The organism is Xenorhabdus sp. NBAII XenSa04, assembly GCF_963866145.1.
In the GTDB taxonomy this organism is placed as follows: Bacteria; Pseudomonadota; Gammaproteobacteria; order Enterobacterales; family Enterobacteriaceae; genus Xenorhabdus; species Xenorhabdus indica.
Window position 1 is genome coordinate 12,883 of sequence record NZ_CAWMEB010000406.1, and the last position, 19,543, is coordinate 32,425.

A 19,543-nucleotide genomic window follows, 5' to 3' on the forward strand; every position below is an offset into this window, starting at 1 on the left:
ATCTCCTGAAAGCAGGCATGTCAGGAGATCTGATAAAGGAATGGGAGGTGCGATGCGGGAGTTTTACAGGCTTGTATGAGAGAGTGTTTTATCATCGCAGCTAATTTTAAAATGGAAGGCGGGCGGTCTGACACTTTTATTGCCAGCATACAATCAATGACATGCAGAAATGATAAGGAATAACCTGTAGGGCACTGTTTGGTTAAAGGTTGATAATGATCTTCAATATTGCGCACAATGCTGACGGGTGGTGGCCTCCCGACAATCAAAGTATGTAATACAGCCCCTAAAGCATAGATATCAGTCCAGGGGCCTTGCTGTCCTTCTTCATTGATGGTGTATTGTTCGCAAGGTGTGAAACCAGGCCTGACAGTGATTTCTTCATCATCAGACAAATGTTCTGTTGTTTTTCGGGCCGATCCCAAATCAAGCAGTATTGGTAACTGATTGTTCTGAATTAAAATATTATCGAGAGAAATATCGCAGTGCAGATAGCCTGCTTGATGAAACGTATTGAGAGCATCAAACAAGGGAAACAAAATACGACATAGCCAGCTCTGCGTAATGATCTTTGGGTGTTTTAGCTGTAACAGTTTTAGTGTTATACCCCTGTAAAACGGAGTGGCAATGTAAGCTGTACTATTCTGTTGCCAAAAACGTAAGAAACGGGGCAAACATGGATGATTAAAGCAAGACATTATATGGGCTTCACGCATAAAACTATGAAGACCAATTTTGAATTTCTTTTGCAGACTTGAGCAACGCAGATTTAATTTTAAATCGTTGCGACGGAGCACAACTGCTGATGGCAGATATTCTTTAATGGCAACAGCACATTTTTTACGGTGATCCCAAGCCTTATATACGATGCCAAATCCACCTTTACCCACAACTTTCTCAATTTCAAATTCCTTGAAGCAGTACCCAATAGGTAATGCCTGCAATAATGGGTGCCTGTTATTAAAGTAGCTATAGTCGGAATTCTGCATCGGAGATGGCCTCTTGAACCTCTGTTTTATCCTCTTTACTTTTCAAGTTCCCTCTTTGGTTGGCTGCATCTTGAAATCCATAGGGTATACACACGATGTTACGCAGGATCTATTGATTATCATTCGAAAACTGGAATTCAAGCTCACCTTGTTCGAGTGATACTTGTAACCGGTTATATTGTTCATCCTGGGCACTGGCAGAGAGCAGCCGTTGACTGATTTGTGGCAATATAGTGTTAGTCAAGATAGCATCCACCGTACGACCACCTGATTCAACCTCAGTACAACGACTGACAATATTTTCAATCATAGCGTCATCAAATGTTGCAGCAATGCCATGGTTCTCCAGTAAGCGTTTTTGAATTCGTCCTAATTGTAAATGGACAATATTAGTCATCACTTCGTCATTCAATGAATAGTAGGGAATAACTAACAAACGCCCCAATAAAGCCGCAGGGAATGTGTCCAATAATGGCTTACGTAATGCAGAACTGAGCTGTTCCGGTTCTGGTACGCTATTATCTTGTTGGGGATGCTGGCGGCATAATGAACTGACTAAATCGGCTCCCACATTGGATGTCAGGATAATAATGGTATTACGAAAATCAATGTGTCGGCCTTCACCATCTTCCATCCAGCCTTTGTCGAATACCTGAAAGAAAATCTCATGAACATCAGGGTGCGCTTTTTCGATTTCATCCAGCAATACAACACTGTATGGACGACGGCGAACAGCTTCAGTTAATACACCTCCTTCACCATAGCCAACATAGCCGGGAGGGGCTCCTTTCAAGGTTGATACGGTGTGTGCTTCCTGAAATTCGCTCATATTGATGGTAATGAGATTTTGCTCACCACCATATAGTGTTTCAGCCAGAGCGAGTGCTGTTTCCGTTTTACCCACACCAGAAGGGCCACATAATAGAAAAACGCCAACTGGTTTATTGGGATCATCTAATTTTGCCCGTGAAGTACGTACCCGTTTTGCGATTATTTCCAATGCGTGGTATTGACCAATCACCCGCTGACTGAGTGTATCAGCCAACTGCAATACAGCTTCAATTTCATCTTTCATCATGCGGCTTAGAGGAATGCCGGTCCAATCTGACACAACAGCGGAAACAACGTTACTGTCTACTGCCGCAAAAATGAGAGGTTCTTCCCCCTGTAAAGTTTTCAATTGTTGTTGCAGATCAGTTAATTCGGTATGGAGAGTAGCGGTATCATTATTTTGGTCTTCATTCAATTGGATGCGTAATTGAATAATTTTCTCTGTCAGGGAAAGTTCTTGTTGCCAGCGTGCTTCTAGCTGCGCTTTTTGTTCTGCCAGAGTGGCGAGTTGATTGAAGATATTTTCTGTTCGCTGAGAGTCACCCATACCGACTTTTGCTTCCCGCTCCACAATTTCCAGTTCAACATTCAGGGCATCTATCTGATGACGGCAGTTTTCTAGCTGAGGAGGCTCTGCATGTTGGCTGACAGCAACTCTGGCACAGGCTGTGTCCAGTAATGCGATGGCTTTGTCTGGTAACTGACGGGCAGGGATGTAGCGGTGGGAGAGATGCACGGCTGCTTCAACTGCCTCATCTAATAAAAGAATACGATGATGTTTTTCCAGTGTATTGACCAGACTACGTAGCATTATCAGAGCTTTGGTTTCGTCCGGTTCATGAACCTGAACAACCTGAAAACGACGGGTCAAGGCAGGATCTTTTTCGATATATTTTTTATATTCTGACCAGGTTGTCGCACCAAGTGTACGTAATTGACCTCTCGCTAAGGCCGGTTTTAATAAGTTGGCGGCATCACCTGTTCCTTGTTGTCCACCAGCACCAATTAAAGTATGGATTTCATCAATAAACAAAATGATGGGGGTTGGACTGGATTGCACTTCTTCAATCACTTTGCGCAAACGGGATTCGAATTCTCCTTTAACACCCGCTCCAGCCTGTAACATGCCAATATCTAGCAACCAAAGCTGAACATTCCGTAAAGGAGGTGGAACTTCGTCTGCGGCAATCCTCAGTGCTAACCCTTCAATTACCGCAGTCTTACCGACACCAGCTTCACCTGTCAGTAATGGGTTATTTTGACGGCGGCGCATCAGGATATCAATGATCTGGCGGATTTCTTCATCACGTCCAGACACAGGATCAATCTCACCATTACGGGCCCGTGCCGTTAATTCCTGACCATATTGCTGTAGTGCTGAGCCTGTTGTAGTTTGTGTTGTTGCCCCTTGTGTACCTGTTGATAATGTTGTTATCTCCTGGGCTTCATCACTGCCATCGAATATTGCGTGAAAATTATCGATCAGGACATCTGTATTAATGCGATCAAACAGGGGAGAAATGGTTTTCAGGACATTGCGTAGATTGAAAGTTTTCAATATGCCTATCAGTAAATGGGCACTGCGAATTTGATCAACACCGAATTTCAGTGAACCATAAACCCAAGCCCGCTCAACGGCACTGTCAATATGTTCTGAGAGGTCAGAAATGGCGCTGGCACCACGTGGCAGGCGATCCAGTGCGGTAACGATGTCTTTGGTCAACGCAGATTCATCCAGCCCGAAGTGATGGAGAAGTTTCTGTAAATCACAGTTTTGTTGCTGCATGATTTGATGTAGCCAATGCGCTAACTCAACATAAGGATTACCCCGCAACTTGCAAAAAGCAGTGGCACCTTCTAACGATGTGAATAATGTACGGTTAAGCTTACCAAATAGTACAGAGCGGCTGATTTCTGACATAACGTGTAATCCGTGATGTTATCGTTGATAGTGTTTTGTAGAGAGTGATTACATTGTTGTTTATGGAATTGTTATTCGATGAAATTGCTGTTCAGTGAAATTCTGGATTGTAGATTAAGTCACCACAATGGGATTTCTGTTCAATGTTGCCAAGCCAGCTACTTAATCCTAATTTTACGGGCTCTGACAGGTGAATACCTTTTATATCGGCTCGATCAAGTATCAGGCGGATATCCCATGCGTATTCGATCCCGAAATATTGATATACCCAATCACGTAGCTGTAGGGACTTTGGTTGGTTTGGTAAAAACGCTTCATACTCAGCCAGGGTTAACGGGCCGAGTTCAAGGCGGAATTTATATTGAACATCATATAATGCTGTTCCCAAAAAGGCCGATTCACCCAAACGAGGCATATTGCGTCCGGCTTTTAACCGTGCCTGATCCTGAGCTTCAATTTTCAACCATTGGGGAATATTTTGTATAACTTTTAACGGAATATTGAAGTAACTGAATAATATTTTTGCCAACCCTTCCGCGCCATGTCCCTGTCGGGATAAATGGCCTGATAACGAATAGCGGGCGTGTTCACTAATTGAATCTGATTGTTGTTGAGCAGGTAACCCCATACCTATCAGACAAGCAAGATAATGACAGAAGCGTTGGTTATCCTGACGATCAAGCGATACTGTTGATTGGGAATTAGCCCAGGCACGATAGAACAGCAGTATTAGCCGATGGTGAAATAAATTAGCAAATGCGTTCAGTGTTGGGTCTTGATAGTTATATTGTCGCGCATAAGTATATTCGGTGATATGGAGCGGCAATGGCCCATTTGGGCCGAACAAGCCAAAACTGTAAATCAGTATGTCATACAGTTTTGAGTTTTCGCGTTTTTTGGCTTCAGCAATGGTCGATGGGGCGAATATCATTGACGCTTTTTGACCTAGCCGCAGCAGGTCGTATCGCGGCAATGGGGCTGAACCTAGCATATAATACTCCCCGGACTGGGCGTCTATTCGGCGCAGGGTCTGAAATAGATCGAATTGCCACGGTGTCTGGGTGAGTTGTTGCCAAAAATTATCCGGCAGGTGACATATGCGATGTATGGAAATAGCACTTGTTTCGCTCATATTCATTTTTGTCTGTAATTACTGGCTATATCAGTTTCTTTTTTCCCATCCGGGCCGGCCAAAAACCGATCTTGCCCCGTTGCTGGCTATAGAGAGTCATTTCAGTAAAAGAGTTCATGGTGACCAGACGCGAGAATAATTTTTCCAGAACACTTCCCAGTAACCAGGGGCTGTTGCCGGCAAACTCCTGCTCATCCACTTCCAGTTCAATGCTGACTCCACGGGCAAAAACGATCGGGCCGGGTTCAGGAACCCTCCGATAAATCGTTTTTAATGAACAATGGCGAATACCATTAATCTGACGGGTGATAGCTGGCTCTGAAAGATTGGCATACAGGCTGAGTAATTGCCGTAATGCCTGAGTCCCTTGTTCATCATTTTTATCCATAAAATTCAGATAATTGAGCTGGAGGTGACTGATTAATTTCCACGATATTGAGCCTTGTGCTAAGGCAGGGCGTGGTATGGTTGGTCTTTTAAGAAACACAATCTGGTTGATGGGGATAGAATCCAGCATAACGAAGTTATCAAGATCTTGTTGACGCAACATTGCAGATAAATCGCGGTTAGTGCACATGACATCGGCAGTCAGGAATTTGAGTTCGTTCGGCCAAGGGGAATGATGTTCATCAACAATAGAAACAAAGGATTCTGTACCGACATAACTGGTTCGGGTGCCGTAATGATGGGCATGTTCAGATAAAATGCGGGGATCACGGCGCACAGAAAAATAGGCACCGTAATTGCTTTTATCATCACTGAAAGTAGACCAGAAGGGTCTGAAAATCTGCGTTTCTCTGTGTTTAATATCTGCACCATGCAGATGTTTCACAGAAAAGATTTCATAATCCAGAGGCCGAATATTGTCGACAACTAAATGGTACTCATTAGTACTTTCTTTTACCGTGGTACGTTCAGTCAACTTAGGGAATAAATTAATGACGGGTGTACTATTGAGGGCTAAATAAGAGACATCAACCAGATGCTCCAAATCCGTATCTATTTTGTCCAAAAGCAGGATCAGTTCAAACTCACTCTCTTTTTGTGTTTTTTCCAACAGAGATTGCATGCCACTAATGCTGAAAAATTGGAAACGTGCCGGAAAAGCAAAATATTCCTGGAGCTGACGATAGCCACTGAAAGTACGTGGATCATTAGGTAACAATGACTGATCATCATCAAATCCTTCATGATGTGGAGAAATATCAGGTAAAACCTGATATTGAGGAGTATCACCAAGGGTCTGACATACCATGCCGACGCAATGTTCCATGAGTAATTCTAACAATTGTTGGGATTGAATATCTGGCCCTGAAAGAAAGAATACCAGTTTGTTGAGATCCAGTTCGTTGAGGAAAAATTTGCCTTTGCAGGAAAGATGAATGCGCAGCGCACTGACAGCACCGGATTGGTGAAGATTTAACGTTGCCAGAGGAATGTTGGCAGGCAGCTTACCCAGTTCAACTTTCTGCAAATTTAATGGTTGCAGAATAACGTCTTGTGCTGTGCTGTATTGGAATGTGATGCCATCTTTTTTCAATGTCTGACAGTGCATGAGCGTTCCACGTGGCACCAAAAATCCATGGCTGATATCCCCTTTGCTGGTATCAGGCTGGAGCTCGACGATTGTCATTGATGGCGTAGGAGCCAGATAATTAGGGTAGAGCATCTCCAGTAATTGTTGGGAAAAATTTGGAAATTCAGCATCCATTTTCAACTGAATACGGGAAGTCAGAAAAGCAAAACCTTCCATAAGTCGTTCAACATAAGGGTCAGCAACATCAATACCATGCATACCCAGTCGGTTGGCGACTTTTGGATAACGTTCAGCAAATTCTTTGCCCATTTCACGTAAATAGACTAGCTCACGATTGTAATATTCAAGTAGTTTGTTATCCATGTATCCATATCCTCTCGTATCTGTTTTTATCCTGCTTCTTTGATAGTGAAATAACCATTTTCCAGGTCAATATCACTACGGAACAGGAATTCGAGTGGCCAGGGAACACACCACAAAAAACCTTTAATTTCAATGGATAATGTATTGTATAGATTCAGGGAATGCGTATCAGAAACACAACGCACTTCAAGTTCATCAGCAATAATGCGTGGTTCAAACACATGTATCGCCTTAATGATTTTATGTTGAATATCTTCCCACTCTATTTCAGACATACGTTTACCCGCCAGGGGTTCCAGCCCAAAGTTATAAACAGAACGGCGTATTTCCGGATACAGGGTAAGATCTTGCTCGGATTCACAGTTGATGCTATTGAGCAACCACTGTAAATCCCGCAGAACATTTTGTCGTAATGTACTGTGTGATATCAGATAGTTGCTGATTGCCTCTTTTTTCTTATCGGGGTCGTTATCAGTGAGCCTATCCAGCAAGGATGGCTGCATTCTGTCTCTGGCAGTGATACGCTTGGCATTACTCCGACGATGATAACCACCATACATTAAAGTTATATTGTCATTCATGGAGTACCTATTGGTCGTGTTGATAATGGGCAATAGGGGAAAGATTGTTGAGGCAATGAACCTATTTTTAATTTGCCTATTTTTTTAGTTTGCTTTGAGAACTTTTATATTTATTGACCTCTTTTTCATAGGCTTGTAGAAAGTTTTCACCAAACAGAGCTGAATTTTGCTCAAATTCATTGGCTGTTTTTTGATAGTATTTGGTGAGAAATTCCCACAGTGATGTTTTGTAGGTTGACGATAAAGACAAACGTGGCATACCGCCTTCATCCCGCGCTTTCTGCTCAAGAATACCGGGATGGAAGAGTTGCAGGATATCTTTCGTAATGGCACGTACTCCTGCAATCATTCCTAATTGGTGTGCCTGTAATTCAATTAAAATATCGCGGGTCGCCTGCTCAATAGGCATAAATCCAGGCATATGATCACCAAACATCTGTACTAAAACAGATTGACCAGAAGGTAATAGCTTAAATGGATTATTGGCATCCAGTAGCATTTGAGTCATATCCGCATCAGCTTCCCGTTTCAGCATTGTGCGTGAAGCATTGAGTGCGACAATCCCTTGAGATAACTGGCTGATAAACAGACCTAATTGATACATACGGTGTTCATCAAATTGTGGTTGATGAAGGTTTTTGAGTCCCATCCCCTCTAATAGCGATGCCAGTAATTTCCCCTCTAGTTTGATCCCGTCTGTTTGATGGTTATTGGAACTGTAGCTTATTGGATCAATACCAAGCCGTTCATAAGCATGATTATCATGCGTGATATGCAGGGAATGATTCGCGTGACTCACTTGGTGCTTAACAGAGGGCTGGTGATTGGTGCTGGCCGGATAATCAGGATATTCATTTGAAGGAGCAGGAGGAAAAGGAGGAAAAATATTTTCTTCTGTTCTGGCTTCTTCTATACCTGTATGACTTTGAGTTAAATCTTTGCTGAGTTCCTTAGATATCTCTTCTGTTGTGAAGAGTGGAGGTAAAGAAGGTGGCTGAGCAATGGATTGTTTATCCTGAGCAGATATGGGCTGTGATATAGGCGCAAACTGAGAATTAGAAAGTGTTGGGTTATCAGGTGATGTTAGTGGTACGGCATTATCTAACATCAAGTTTAATGGGTCATCATTTTTGACGTGTTTCTGCTGTCTTATAGAATTGTCAGAAAATAATGCCAGTGGATCAATTTCTTTTTCTTTGTCGTCACTATGTTCAATTCTCTGGTCATCGTACTGGAATAATGTTGTGGGTGTATTGTTATTCAGAATATCTTCCTGTTGGAAGAGGGCATCTGAATGGAACATAGTCACAGGATCTGTCGCCCGTAATTGTAGTGTCTCTAGATCGGTTGTGTTTTCAATTTGGGCTAATGGATCAATTGGGTTACGTTCATCATTTTCCTGTTGTTGGGGTTTGAGTAGTGGGTTATTGTCATTTCCCTCTGATGTTGTCTGATGTCTGTTGGGGGAGGCCGAAGTATCGGGTGCAGTGAAAATCTGTTCCAGACCGTCCCAGATTTCATTGGGAATGCCGGAGCAGTTGGCAGCCGATTGGGATTCCGTATTGATAACCCGAGTGACTGTTTGCGGCGGCGCACTTTTATTGATATCAACTGCCTGAATCTGATAGTCGCCAATATTCAATACATCACCATCGCGGATTTCAACCTGACGATCCGGAGCCAATGGTATTGTGTTTAGTAACAGCTCAGATGCAGAGCCACGATTGGTAATCCGACACTCACCATCAGCAGAAATAGACACGATGGCTTGAAGCCGGGCAATAGCCTGCTCTTCATCGGGCAAAATCCAGTTATTGTCTTTGCTGCGACCGATAGTTCCCCCCGGAGGCGAAAAGTCATAACTCAATTGTGTGGGTTGGTTTGTACCGGTGTTTTTAACAATGGTGAATCGCATAAGCGTAGATCCCTATTTTTTGATAAGGATAGGTTAGTAAAAATAACCTCCCTGTTTTAGGGAGGTTATCGGGGTGGATAATTATGAAATTAGAGTGGCTTATTAGCGAAAGAATCCCATCCATAAGTGACTTCGGCGCCTTTTTTGCCTGTGAAGTCCAGAGGATAGTAGCTTTCTTTATGTTTTTGGAAGAATAACTTAACAGTAGAAATGTATTGGTCAAATGAGAATCCGAGCGATGTGCTTGCTACCATAACGTTCGTCATGACTATGGTATGCCAAAGTACATTTTCGCCTCCTTGTCGCAATACTTCAATTTTAACTTCATTGATATGTTTACCTATCGTCAGATAATTAGACAAAGTTATACATGATTTATCAAAGAAGAGTCCTACAGTAATACCAGGAATTTCAACTATACCTGAACTCAATCCGCTAGACTGAGTATTTGTAGAAACAGAATTAGTCATTGTCAGTTCAAAAACATGAACGGCTGTCCAATCTTTATGGGCATCGTCACCTGATTCACCTTTAATGTCAGTAAAAGTAATATATGCGTTATTAGACATAATCTTTGCCTTAATAGAGTTGAATGGGATGATTGAATCCAATGGATGTATATTGGAGTACGTATATACGTCTAGAAATACATGTGTATTGTTACTGGAAGCCCCTCTGTGCGGGATGATTTCTGATTTTACTTAGAGAAAATGACTTTTTAGTATCACGCTCCTTTTAGTGAGGGTAATTTTGAAACCAGACGTAGAGAAACGGTTAGTCCTTCCAATTGATAATGGGGACGCAGAAAAAACTTAGCTTGATAATAGCCTGGGTTGCTCTCTATTTCTTCTACCTGAACCTCCGCGGCTGCCAGTGGCTTCTTCGCCTTGGTAAGCTGTGATGAATTGACTGGGTCACCGTCAACATAATGAGTGATCCATTCATTCAACCAACGTTCCATATCACTACGCTCCTGAAAAGTCCCAATTTTGTCGCGTACAATACATTTCAGGTAATGAGCAAAACGACAACAGGCAAATAAATAAGGCAGACGGGCGGAGAGATTGGCATTTGCTGTAGCGTCAGGATCATAATATTCTGATGGTTTTTGCAGCGATTGGGCACCGATAAAGGCGGCCATATCGGTATTCTTACGGTGTAAAAGTGGAATAAAACCATTTTTGGCTAATTCAGCCTCACGACGATCGCTGATGGCAATCTCGGTAGGACATTTCATATCCACTCCGCCATCATCAGAGGGAAAAGTATAGCAAGGCAAATTTTCTACAATACCACCAGATTCCACACCGCGAATAGAGGTGCACCAGCCGTACAGTTTAAAGGAACGGTTGATATTGACCGCCATAGCATAAGCGGCATTTGCCCAGGTATAGTTTTCATGGGTGGGGCCTTCGGTATTTTCCTCAAAATTGAAATTATCAACGGGATTAGTGAGAGCGCCATAAGGTAAACGGGACAGAAAACGGGGCAGTGCTAATCCGATGTAACGTACGTCTTCTGATTCGCGTAAGCTACGCCAGGGGGCGTACTCTGTATTTTGGAAAATCTTGGTGAGATCACGAGGGTTAGCTAACTCCTGCCAGGATTTCATTTGCATAACACTTGGGGCTGCTCCTGAAATAAATGGACAGTGTGCTGCGGCACTGATTTGTGCTAGCTGACGCAAAAGTTCAACATCCGGCGCGGTATGGTCAAAGTAGTAATCGCCTACCAGACAGCCGAAAGGTTCACCACCAAACTGACCGTATTCTGCTTCATAGACCTTCTTAAAAAGTGGGCTTTGGTCCCAACTGACGCCTTTGAAACGTTTTAGCGTGTTGCTTAGTTCTTTTTTGGAAAGGCACATCACACGGATTTTCAGCATCTCATCGGTTTCTGTGTTATTAACCAGATAATGCAGACCACGCCATGCGCCTTCCAATGTCTGGAATTCATCATGATGCAGGATATGGTTCATCTGTTGTGATATTTTGGTATCAATTTCAGCAATCAATGACTGGATAGTGCGATAAGTATCGCCGGAGATGGTGAGGGTATTTTCCAGTGCCTGCTGTGCCAGGGTCTTTACTGCATTTTCAACGGCATCACGTGTTTGATCACTTTGCGGACGGAATTCTTTACCGAGCAATACACTTAATTCATCAACCGTATATTCTTTCGGTGCCTGCTCTTGTTGAGCCAGGTTTTCTTGTTCAGTTGTACTCATCAATTACTCCTTATCTTCAGCACCTTCATCTGAAGCTGAAGTGCTATCTTCAGGTTTTGGCGCTTCCGCCAGTGATTTCAACAGAGCAGGATTTTGCAGTATTTCAGCGATCAGTTGTTCTGCGCCACTTTTACCATCCATATAAGACAGTAGGTTCGCCAGTTGGGTACGTGCTTCCAACAGTTGAGCTAAAGGTTCTACCTTTTTAGCGATAGCATCAGGTTGAAAGTCTTCCATTTTTTCAAAAACTAACTCGACATTCAGTTTGCCATCACCTGTCAAGGTGTTATCAACCTGAAAGGCGGCTCGTGGCTTTATTGACTTCATGCGTTCGTCAAAATTATCAATGTCAATTTCCAGAAATTTCCGGTCGCTAACGTCTGGTAGGGCTTCTGTGGGTTTTCCTGCCAAATCAGCCATAACGCCCATGACAAATGGTAATTGGACAACTTTTTCTGAGCCATAAAGCTCGACATCGTATTCAATCTGGACTCGAGGAGCACGATTTCGGGCGATAAACTTTTGTCCACTGGATTTCATGACAATTTCTCCATTACTGGCTAAATAGGTAAGTTAAGAGATAAACGGGCGATATACCCTTCGTCTTTCAAGTTGCCTCTTTGTTGGTTGGATAAGTACAAGAGACAACTAATTTGTATCAGTGTCAGAATTATCAGTATGGCCAAAGATGATGGCGAGCTGATTTAATCCTTCTGGTGCAAGGTCATAGATAATGTCGATAAAATCACGATCAATCAGGCGTTGAATACGGTCAATCATCATCGGAGCAGGGTGGCTTGGTTCGTGTGTCAGAAAATAGGTTTTCGCTTTTTCCAATAACATGCGTGCTTCATCACGATTATTGACTTCTACTCCGTACCAATTAAATGAGGACAAACCAGCCATCGCTGCTATATCTGTTGATGATTGCTCTATAGACGATGGGTCTATTGATGATCGCGTTGTTGCCTGCTTTATCACTGATGCAGATTGAGGTTCTCCTTTATTGCCGGGAGTTATCGAAGCGGCAATAAAGGAGCCACTTAATGCGCTAAATTCAATAACGGTATTCAGATTTTTTAGGAATCGCGATAGTTCAGGCATATGCCCGGCGGATAAGTGCTGGCGAATGATATCAAGCAGAGCAGTAATATGATCGCGAATGATGGCTAATGCTGATATTTCCGGGCTGTCAGTTTGTTGTTTTAACTCATCTTGCAGGCGGGTTCGCCCTCCGGTGTAACCACTGATTTCTGTTATCGAACCATCAAGCAGTGAGCAAACTTCCCGGAATGACAATTCTTGCGAGATACTTTTCAGCAGAATGGAATATTGCACTTTTATTGAGAGAGGGGCGCCATCTTCAATATCTGCCAGAGCATTAAGGCGAAATAAGGGATCGTATTCACCATCAAATTCCAGTCTTGGCCATACCTCTTCCCAATAGTGTTCCAGTGTTTGTCGGAGTAGCGCCAGGCCATTGGCATAGCCACATATTCCCTGAGTTTCTACCCATGCATGCATGAGAGCGATGATAATACGCAGATCTTTGGTACGGGATAGCAGTAACGTTGTAGCTTGTTTTTCCACTTCTAACCAATCGGGTGGTTCCGCAGGGATAACAAAATCACCAAACTGTTGCTCTGCTTTTCCGATAATGCTTTGTTCTAATAATAGAAATACATCATCGTATTCGAGATTTTCCCCACAAGGAGACTCTTCACTGATTGGCGCAAGTAAAGCATCAATATTCATGGTGTTTTCATACTCTTCAGGTTCGGGCAGGAGAAATCAGGTAGTTTAAACGGACTGAAAATACTATTTGGTGTGAACTCCAGTAAGACCGTATGCCCTTTGATATTAAACATTGCCTGTAAGCCAGTATCATCACTTTGAGTTGAACTTCCTGTTCTGTTTTGCCAAATACGCTTCGCTTGATCCAGTAACCGGTTCAGTGCCCAGGGGCCAGAAGTTGATAAGTTTGCCGTTGTGCCATTTTCTAAATTTAATTGAATGCGGGCCTGATTGGTTCCCGCAGAGCCCGGCCAGCTAATGAGCTGCGAAAGTTGAGGGCCGTGACTATATTGCAGTCGTTGCCCATCAACATCCAGTACCATACTCAATATCTCATTATCCATACTGATTGGGCGAACCATGATATGAAATGACGGTGTGAGAGCCCCACTGGAAAAGAGAGTATCGCGAATAATCTGTGCTTGCTGGAAAGGTTTGAGCAATTTTTCTCCACCGGGTAAAGGCTTGCCATCTACCCCGGGCATAAATCGCCATCCTGGCTGAGTTGTATCAACTTTGCCCACTAAATTTTTTTGGAAAAAACTGTCCATTAAGCCTTTTCCGGGAGCAAACATCCGTGTCATGTCATCAGGTTTGATGTCTTTGTGCGCTTTAGGCATCAACGGATAACGGTTGGCAATAGCCTGTTGGCAAAAACCACCTATTTCTGCACCGAGATGTTTGCCGACATTTTTCATATCACTGATTTGTGTATCACTACTGGCTCCAATTGCCAGGGCAGAAATCATATCTCTGAATGGTATCGGCAGGCGTTCAGATGCCGTTTGTAACTGGGTAATAATGTTGTTGGGAGGAAAAGTCATACCTGTATTGACGGCATTTTGCACTGAAGCCAGATATTGATATAAGTCACCGATTTTTTTCAGTATATCGTCAAAAGGTATTTTTTTATTTTTTCCATCAGGGCTTTTCGCCAGAGCGGTAATTTGTGCAAAATGTTCTGCTAACACTTGCTCTGGTGAAGGTTGACCATTATCCGGCAAGATTTGTTTTGAAACTAAATTTGTTAATTTACTGTTTGTTACGTTACTACTGACTTTACCTTTAGCCTTCTTCATAAGGCTGTTAAGTTGGTTATTAGTTAGTGTGACATTTTTGCTGATATTGATTAGCAGAGTACGCATCGGTGAAGCTGAAGAAGAGAGCAAACGCGCTGTGCTGGTACGTTGATTTAATTCATTAATATTGTTCAAACGAATATCAGTCAGATATTTGTCCCATTGATAAATATAGTCACTGATATAAAACTGTCGGACAGATAATTCGAGATCTTTAACTGACTGTTTTCTCGCATAGGAATCCAGTACCCAATTATCCTGTGAATTCAAAGTGACAAGAAAAGTCATGAGATCTTTGCCGATACTTTTTTTATAACCCGCAGGGGTGAACATTCCCGGTATGCCACTGGTTATTGGTGCTCCACTAATGCGTGAGAAAGCTAATTCAGCTTGAGGACCAGCAAGTGTGACTAAATTTACTGATGCTAAATTGGGGTCAAGTAACAAATTGTGTTTCAGGATATTGTAGGCACGTTGCGCAGGGGGAATGCTGCCAATTAATGCTTGTTTTTGTTCAACCAGATAGTCATTACGAATATACGGTGATGTGACAACCTGATTATCCAGTAATTGACTGAGATGCCTGTTAATTTGTTGTAATTGTTCCTGAGTTGTTTCTGGATCTAAGTGTGTTTTCAGATATTGCATCACCCAATTACGTAGAAACTCACCGTCATAATGTTTGGGCTGATATAACATCTGATATGCTTTTAATGTATTGTAGGTTTCCTCTGTATTATTATTGTCATTATTATTGTCGTTAGCATTGTGTAGTTGGCTGGTGATTAACTTGGTTATTTGTGGCAGTAGTAGTGTTTGCAGTGCTTTCATATACAGAGTACGGCTTGCATTACTGACTTGTTCACCACTATATAATCCCATGCGGTAAGATATTGGGGGATCATCCAGCGAAAAGTTCTGGCTTTTAGCGAGGTTAGCCAGGTTGTTCAAAATCGGCAATAGATTATAGGTGTTATTTATCTCATCGGTGTCATCATGATTTTTATTTAATTCAGCGCCCTGACGTAAAATGGTCGGAATTTTAGCCTGAACTTCCATCAGATAATTTTTATTATTGTTGTAACTGGTCAGAAATAAAGTGGTGACTAAGACCAGAATTGCTATTAATGCCATGTTGCCTAACCAATTAAGCAGGCGATTTTGGTATACCCACCAACGGTTGTAGCTGGCGAGTCCTGCTTCCTGAAAAATACTGTCCAGTAAATTTTTCAGAAAATAAGTCTGGCGAGTCTGGGGTTGATATAAAATTCCTTTATCATCATTATTATTTCCCCATGACATTGAAATGCTGTCATTGTCTGTTGGCAATTGGAAATTGCGGTTAAATTTATCCATGACACCATCAAATGGTATCCCTCCCTGTGTGCCACTGGTGAAATAGAGTCCTCGTGGGTAACTGGGGACTTCAAATCCTGATCTTGCGAATACAATTTCAAGATATTGCGCAATGCGTGGACGTAAGGCAGCAAATTCTTGTGGAAACAGATAACTCTCGGCACATTGCCGCGGGTTCGGCTCGTTTAAGAGAATATAGGGTAATTCTGCATCCAGTCGCAGTTGTAACTGGTTGTATTGCTCCTCAAATATCGAATTGATATTCCAGTCAGTTTTTTTGTCTTGTGGGAAGGTTAATCCCCAAATTTGTTCACGTGATGCTTTATCAAAATGGGTAAAATAGGCGTTAAATCCTTTTAATAAATCCGTTTTAGTGATGAAAATGTAAATAGGAAATTGGATCTTAAGTTTTTCACGTAATTCAGACAGGCGTCTGCGTAACATATAGGCGTGTTGATCACGGGTTTCTGTTGATGGATTCAGTAAGTCTTCCACACTGATTGTAAGGATGATCCCATTGATTGGTTGCCGTGTACGGTATTTTTTTAACAACCTGATAAAAGCCTGCCACTCTCTGCTGTCTGCTGCGTGTAAGTTGTTATGATGAGTGGTATAGCGACCTGCGGTATCAAGCAGGACGGCTTTATTCGTAAACCACCAGTTACAGCTATTCATATCTCCCATACTGTATAGGGCAGATTTCCCGAAATAGTCTGATAGTGGGAAATTCAGCCCGGAATTTGCCAGCGCTGTTGTTTTACCTGAATGTGGGGCACCGATAACGAGATACCAGGGTAATTGGTATAAATATTGACGGCTAAACAGCCCATTCCAGCCAGGTTTAGGTTTGCCATTTAAACTGGAGAAATAGCCGGAAAAATAAGCTTTTCGCAATAATTTTACGGCGTCAGAAAAGCGTTCTGACAACGTGAGGTATTGATCATCGTGTTTTTTGTCCTGTTTCTGTTCTTTTTCATCGTCCTTAATGATATTCAATTGGTTCGCTAATTTTTTGTTAAGCCATGTCCGATATAGCAGGGGAATTAACTGACTTAAGAGCCAGGCTAAGAAAAGTGAAATAATGGTAAAGATTCGTATGAATTTCGATTCAAAAGGGACTGAGTTACCGACAGAAATAATGGGCCCGATGAACCAGATAATGGCAGAAATTGCCGTTATACCGAGAAAACTCCACATTAATCTGCTGGTAAGGATAGAAAAGAGTACACTTAACATCTTAGTTTCCTCACTTTATTTGATCGGCTGGAGAAACTAACAGTGTGATTTCTACTCGTCTGTTTTTAGCCCGGTTACTGGGAGTATCATTAGGGACAAGCGGATCACTTGCGCCTCTTCCCTCAGTTTTAACTCGCTCAGGCTGGTTCAGATAATGCTGAAGTTTTCTCTGGACAGATTTCGCTCTGGCCAGCGATAAAGCGTAGTTAGAGACGAAACGAGAATAGATGGGGATATTATCAGTATATCCGACGACTAAAATTTCACCTTTATAATGGTTCATCGCTTCTGCAATACGCCTGATAACGTCCAGATAACGGTTTCTGATTTGGGTTGAAGCTGATTTGAATAAACCGTCTCCTTTCAAGGTGACGATGCTTCTATCAGCCAGATCGGTGACAGTTAATAGCCCGGCTGAGATTTCATCCCGTAACCTGCTTTGTAGATTCAGCGTCGGAGGAACAGGTGGAGATATCCGATCATCGACGGCTACATTTGGCAGACTGGTCTGATAGATAGATGATAAAACCGGGGTAGATATATCACTTAATCGCCAATTCAGGCCGATATACAAGATACATCCCAGAAAACACAATAATGCTATACAAATCCACATAGGCAAAAAAGGTTTCCAGAGTTTGTTGGGTTTTGTGATGATTTGTACATCGGGAGACAATTCGGCAGGATGGTTGCCGCGAATTGAGCGGATTAACTGAAACAGGCGTTGTTTTAGCGTTTCTAACTGAGAGCGTCCGTTGTCCATGATGCGGTAACGTCCTTCAAATCCAAGTTGGAGACAAAAATTAATCAGCTCCAGGAGAAATAAATTTTCTTTAGGATTCTGTGATAATTTAGCCAACAGTTGGAAGAATTTCTCACCTCCCCAGGTTTCATTATGAAAAGTGACCAGTAATCCACTACCTGACCAAACACTACGACTTCCCCAAGGTGTCAGTGCGGCTGCTTCGTCCAGTGCGGTACATAGACAGTAGCGTGCACCAATAATGACTTCATAGGGTTGTTTGGCATGCTGACACGCGACTTCAAAACGTCGGATTTCATCAATCAATTTTTGACGTAAGGCTGCGGGGTCCGGGTGAACAGTGGTATGCCGGATTTGGGGAAGCGTATTCAGCAGAGGATTTGCAGCAGCAACCAGAGGATTATCATTGGATTTACCAGAAAACCATGAATGCTCAATCTTCTGCATTTCTTGTCTTATCATAGGCGTCATTACCTCTATTTAGGCTGATCACGGACAGCCCAAAATTCCATATTTAAACCGGGGAACTCACCAGCCAAATGCAATGCAAAGCCACCCGATTTATCCATTTGTTTCCATAAATCCCCGTCTTTTTCCAGTTCAAAATAGATATATCCTGAGTGCCAAGGGATTTGTCTCGGCACGGATGGCAGAGCTCGTATTGAAATACCGGGTAATTGCAACTGAACCAGTTCTCGTATACGTCCGACAGGGGCAATTTTCATTTGGGCCGGGAAATGACTCATTAATGTGTCATTGGCGATATCAGCGTAGACAGCCAGAATAAAGCTGAACGTATTGACCATACTGGCATTGGGTAATGTGGCGATATTCAAACCATGAGAATATTCTGTCAATGGGAGCTGGATGGCATGCTCTTCCAAAATGATTGATAACCCTTGACGCAACTGAAACATGAGTTGATTGAAACACAGTGTCAAATTGTCGTGATCATAGAGGGGAAAGATGTCTTCCGGCACCCGGTTTTGGGAGAACGTTGCCAATTCAGTGACAAATTGCAGCCACTCACTAAATAGCCTCTCTGGATGCAGCAACGATATATTCCGTATGTGGCTGACCTGGCCACTATAGCGATTAACCAGAGACAGCAACAGGAAATCCATGATTTCGGAATCATTATGCCGTCCCAATTGTAACAAACGTTGGCTTATCTGTTGGCGGCGTTGCTCTAATAGCCCCTGGATATCGGTGATAAATCCTGCCACTTGTGGGCTGGCGTAACAATTAAGCAGGGGGGGAATAAATTGTTGATCAAGATAGATTTTATTATCGCTGGTTCTATTTATGACATGTACAATGCTCAATGAAGTCCATTCTGGTGTCAAATCAGACTCCAGCATCAGGCGCAAGCGCATTTTGCCGAATTGTACAGCGGCACTACCGACTGACATGGCATTAAAATCATTCACTTCGGCTTCAAAGCTGACAAAACGTGCCAAAGAGTCTTTTTTTTCACTGAAAATGATTTCTTCTCTGCCCCGCCGGAAAAGAGGCAGGGCGAGTACTACATTAACATCTATCTGATTTTCAGTGAGTTGCAAAGGAGCGGGGGCATGTGCACCGTCAAAACTGAATGGAGTTCCATCCGGAAAAATACCGCTCGCTGAGGAAAGCATGACTTTACCCTGATTGAGGAGTTCCTGATCCAGTTCGAGTGTCAGAAAACCCCAGTAATAGGACATTTGGGATTTTCCCCAGTCGCGGACATAAGCTTCCAGATAGTTTTCAGCCTGTTGGAAATGATGAGGGCGCAGAAACATGCCTTCGGTCCAAATGACTTTCTCTGATCTATTCATGA

13 protein-coding genes are annotated in these 19,543 nt (G+C 42.7%); all 13 read right to left on the reverse strand.

The features are described 5' to 3' along the window. Nucleotides 1-20 precede the first annotated feature (20 nt). Nucleotides 21-989 carry a serine/threonine protein kinase gene (locus tag AAC147_RS14800; protein ID WP_052189572.1) on the reverse strand — a complete coding sequence of 323 codons (969 nt, stop codon included), beginning with the start codon at nucleotides 987-989 and terminating at the stop codon, nucleotides 21-23. Between the two features lie 109 nt (nucleotides 990-1,098). Beyond that, entirely contained in the window at nucleotides 1,099-3,741 is a 2,643-nt protein-coding gene (gene tssH, locus AAC147_RS14805; protein WP_047682478.1) for a type VI secretion system ATPase TssH, read from the reverse strand. 91 nt (nucleotides 3,742-3,832) lie between these two features. Continuing rightward, entirely contained in the window at nucleotides 3,833-4,873 is a 1,041-nt protein-coding gene (gene tssG, locus AAC147_RS14810) for a type VI secretion system baseplate subunit TssG (protein ID WP_047682554.1), read from the reverse strand. A gap of 25 nt (nucleotides 4,874-4,898) precedes the next feature. Continuing rightward, nucleotides 4,899-6,773 (reverse strand): type VI secretion system baseplate subunit TssF, encoded by a 1,875-nt coding sequence (gene tssF / locus AAC147_RS14815; RefSeq protein ID WP_047682480.1) that lies wholly within the window; start codon nucleotides 6,771-6,773, stop codon nucleotides 4,899-4,901. A gap of 26 nt (nucleotides 6,774-6,799) precedes the next feature. After that, a complete protein-coding gene (tssE, locus tag AAC147_RS14820; RefSeq protein WP_047682482.1) occupies nucleotides 6,800-7,354 on the reverse strand; it encodes a type VI secretion system baseplate subunit TssE in 555 nt (184 codons plus the stop codon). A gap of 76 nt (nucleotides 7,355-7,430) precedes the next feature. Next, nucleotides 7,431-9,269 (reverse strand): type VI secretion system-associated FHA domain protein, encoded by a 1,839-nt coding sequence (locus AAC147_RS14825; protein WP_047682484.1) that lies wholly within the window; start codon nucleotides 9,267-9,269, stop codon nucleotides 7,431-7,433. An 89-nt stretch (nucleotides 9,270-9,358) separates the two neighbouring features. Then, nucleotides 9,359-9,838 (reverse strand): Hcp family type VI secretion system effector, encoded by a 480-nt coding sequence (locus AAC147_RS14830; RefSeq protein WP_047682486.1) that lies wholly within the window; start codon nucleotides 9,836-9,838, stop codon nucleotides 9,359-9,361. Between the two features lie 155 nt (nucleotides 9,839-9,993). Next, nucleotides 9,994-11,496 (reverse strand): type VI secretion system contractile sheath large subunit, encoded by a 1,503-nt coding sequence (tssC, locus tag AAC147_RS14835; protein ID WP_047682488.1) that lies wholly within the window; start codon nucleotides 11,494-11,496, stop codon nucleotides 9,994-9,996. A gap of 3 nt (nucleotides 11,497-11,499) precedes the next feature. Next, nucleotides 11,500-12,036, reverse strand: a complete 537-nt coding sequence (gene tssB, locus AAC147_RS14840; RefSeq protein WP_047682490.1) for a type VI secretion system contractile sheath small subunit — start codon at nucleotides 12,034-12,036, stop codon at nucleotides 11,500-11,502. 108 nt (nucleotides 12,037-12,144) lie between these two features. Then, nucleotides 12,145-13,251 (reverse strand): type VI secretion system protein TssA, encoded by a 1,107-nt coding sequence (gene tssA / locus AAC147_RS14845; RefSeq protein ID WP_047682492.1) that lies wholly within the window; start codon nucleotides 13,249-13,251, stop codon nucleotides 12,145-12,147. Beyond that, entirely contained in the window at nucleotides 13,248-16,961 is a 3,714-nt protein-coding gene (tssM, locus tag AAC147_RS14850) for a type VI secretion system membrane subunit TssM (RefSeq protein ID WP_047682494.1), read from the reverse strand. Before tssM ends, tssA begins: the two co-directional genes overlap by 4 nt. Nucleotides 16,962-16,971: 10 nt before the next feature. Beyond that, nucleotides 16,972-18,186 carry a DotU family type VI secretion system protein gene (locus tag AAC147_RS14855; RefSeq protein ID WP_052189573.1) on the reverse strand — a complete coding sequence of 405 codons (1,215 nt, stop codon included), beginning with the start codon at nucleotides 18,184-18,186 and terminating at the stop codon, nucleotides 16,972-16,974. 14 nt (nucleotides 18,187-18,200) lie between these two features. Then, nucleotides 18,201-19,541, reverse strand: coding sequence for a type VI secretion system baseplate subunit TssK (gene tssK, locus AAC147_RS14860; RefSeq protein ID WP_047682496.1), 1,341 nt, complete (start codon nucleotides 19,539-19,541; stop codon nucleotides 18,201-18,203). Between the last annotated feature and the right edge of the window lie 2 nt (nucleotides 19,542-19,543).